This is a genomic window from uncultured Streptococcus sp., assembly GCF_963545685.1.
Taxonomy (GTDB): domain Bacteria; phylum Bacillota; class Bacilli; order Lactobacillales; family Streptococcaceae; genus Streptococcus.
The window spans coordinates 1-2,520 of record NZ_CAUUKN010000106.1; the positions used below are offsets into that span (position 1 = coordinate 1).

Genomic DNA, 2,520 nt, shown 5'->3' on the forward strand with positions numbered 1-2,520 from the left:
CTTGACAAAATATTCTAAACGGTATAAAATAGAATTATTCCATAAGGAATATTTATTTTAAGATTAAATATTCCATTGAGAATATTATAGCATAAAAGGAGGTAAAAGCGTATGTAACTAGTAGTCGATTTAAAAAATTTTAATAAAGGAGGTAAGATTCGACAAAATAAAAAAATCTTGAAACAAATGTGCCGTTCGTTCCAAGATCAAAACATATTATGTAACAATTATACCACAGAAAACTCTTCAGTTGCACAAGAAAATTTCGGAGGTTTCACAAAAAGATGACCAATAAAGAGTTAGTCAATCAAATTTCTGGCCTAAACTCTACCTCTACTCTTAAAAATTGGATTCAACTGATTAAAGAGATAAGTGGCAAGGAATTTAAGAAAATTAAAGTTCCTATCAGTAGAAATCCCAGAACTCATCAATTAAGTTATACAGTTGCCTATGACTTTACAGACGAAGACCTTAGACAATTTCAAAAGTTAGCTAAACTAAAACTTGAAATAGGTCTAAAAGAGGCTATACAAGCCGTATTTGGGAGTCTAGCAGACAATGAGCATGAATCCCTAAACCAAGTAATAGATGAGCTCTACGATGAACTGAGCGCCTTAAAACAGGAATTTAAGCGAGAAATGCGACTGATAAAAATTGAGAATACCAACCTAAAAAAGAAAATCCAAGATATTGAAGAGTCGATGCAAACCGGCTTACTAGGGTTTGTTAACAAGAGGTCAAAAAATAGGTTCGGCTAATAGCGAGTTTTCGGCTGAGCCATGAGGCAGAAAGCCGAAAATGAGCGTAGATGCGGACGGACCATTTTTGACCGATAGGGTGTGTAGTAACACCACCCTCTGCAAGTTAGGTGTACCATCGAAAGAATTCAGTATTTCCAAGGGTTTCGGAGATTTTAAGGGTGGCAAAATTAGGCAAAAAGTTGAATCAAAATCTATGGCAAAAAATGAGCATTTACGTTCTGTATTTGACTGGATTCAAATTCAGTTTGATAAGACTGAATTTTCGTCAAGAGAAATAATCGAAGACATTCTATTTCTTGACTATGACCTATTTATTGAGAATAAAGGGAGCCTTAAATACTATAACTATGATAGCCAGCTTCATTATGGGAATATCCGTATCTACTATGGAGCGAAAGAGTCGTCCTACATGCTTGTCATGTCAGGACAGGCACTCGAGTTCTATAGAGATATGGTATTAGATCCAAATAGTCTGTCCGAAAGACAGTTTCTGAACAACCTCTACTACAATTACAATCAATTTTCAGTAAGACGAATTGATATTGCAATAGATGATTTTAATGAAACACCCTATTTCACTCCTAATCAGCTTCTAAAGATTTGTCAGAAGAAACGCTTTATATATGGAAAAAGCACCTACTACAATACCTACGGAGATGAAACGATTGGTCAGACCTTATATTTAAGAAAACCCAATGATGATGAAAGACTTAGAATTTACGATAAGCGCTTAGAACGAGCTGAGAAGCTCGGTATCAGCAAGCGGTATATAGAAAATTGGATAAGAACTGAGTTAGAACTTAGGAAAGAAAAAGCTCACTACTTCATTCAAGAATGGTTGCATTCAGAAATAGATCTTCTCAACTTTACCAAGGGATATCTCAAAGAAAAAGTGAGGTTCTATAGTGATAGCCATTTCTCAAAACCTTTGAGATCTTGGGAAAAGTTTTTAGGTCACTCAAAACCTGTCTCTATCATTATTTCAAAACCAAAAACAGAACTAGAACAAAAATTAGAATGGTTTACCTATAAAGGTTCAGGAGCTATTCTAAAAGCGTATAAATTTCTATACGACAATAACTTACTGCATGAGTATGAGAAAGCTAACTATCTCGCACTCAACAATATGGAATATCCACCAGATTTAGCAAGTGGATTAATAGAAAGGGCAATTCTCTTTAAAAGAGAGGATTTAATCCCTACAATCAAAGAAAATATCAAAAGGAGAAATTAATTATGGCAAAAATGCTTTCACAAAATGACTGGAATTTTAATAACATTGGAACAAAATTTGAATTGGATGAAGTTATTCCAAAATTTGAAACGGAAGTCCGAGCAGATGCAAACGGAGAAATTATCAAAAACCGAGATGGTAGCGAAAGACGTTTTAATACCGATAAAATCATTGGTTGGAAATACAATGTAACGATAAAAGATGGACAATTCAAAAAGAAATCAACCCAAGTCTCAGTAGACAATCCAGATGCCTTGGTTGATAATGACTATATCCAAGCAATGGATGAAGTACCAGTTACATTTGACAATTTACAAGCTACTATGATTAGCTCGACAATGTATTACAAGGCGGATGCTATCCATTTAGTAGATGTAAAACAAAAATAAGTATTAGACAAGGGGAGTTAATCCTCCCCTTACTTAATCTAATTAGAAAAGGAGATCACATGATTAAAACTGTAACAAAAGATGACCTTATCGAACTTGGATTTGCTCCAGGAACTGCAAGAAAGATTATCCATAC

Annotated in this window: 4 protein-coding genes; all 4 read left to right on the forward strand. The window is 34.4% G+C overall.

All coding sequences use genetic code 11. The features are described from left to right. Positions 1 to 284: 284 nt before the first annotated feature. Positions 285 to 758, forward strand: a complete 474-nt coding sequence (locus RWZ99_RS09360; RefSeq protein WP_214252903.1) for a hypothetical protein — start codon at positions 285 to 287, stop codon at positions 756 to 758. 40 nt (positions 759 to 798) lie between these two features. Beyond that, positions 799 to 1,995, forward strand: coding sequence for a replication initiation factor domain-containing protein (locus tag RWZ99_RS09365; RefSeq protein ID WP_314678344.1), 1,197 nt, complete (start codon positions 799 to 801; stop codon positions 1,993 to 1,995). A gap of 2 nt (positions 1,996 to 1,997) precedes the next feature. Beyond that, the gene (locus tag RWZ99_RS09370) at positions 1,998 to 2,384 is read left to right on the forward strand and encodes a hypothetical protein (RefSeq protein WP_061853401.1); all 387 of its coding nucleotides are present in this window, start codon (positions 1,998 to 2,000) and stop codon (positions 2,382 to 2,384) included. A gap of 59 nt (positions 2,385 to 2,443) precedes the next feature. Continuing rightward, positions 2,444 to 2,520 (forward strand): DUF3173 family protein (locus tag RWZ99_RS09375; RefSeq protein ID WP_152906810.1); only part of this gene is annotated, 77 nt, incomplete at its 3' end.

Coding starts and splice junctions, on each gene's coding strand:
- RWZ99_RS09365 (WP_314678344.1), top strand. CDS start 799: ATGAGCGTAGATGCGGACGGACCATTTTTGACCGATAGGGTGTGTAGT.
- RWZ99_RS09360 (WP_214252903.1), top strand. CDS start 285: ATGACCAATAAAGAGTTAGTCAATCAAATTTCTGGCCTAAACTCTACC.
- RWZ99_RS09370 (WP_061853401.1), top strand. CDS start 1,998: ATGGCAAAAATGCTTTCACAAAATGACTGGAATTTTAATAACATTGGA.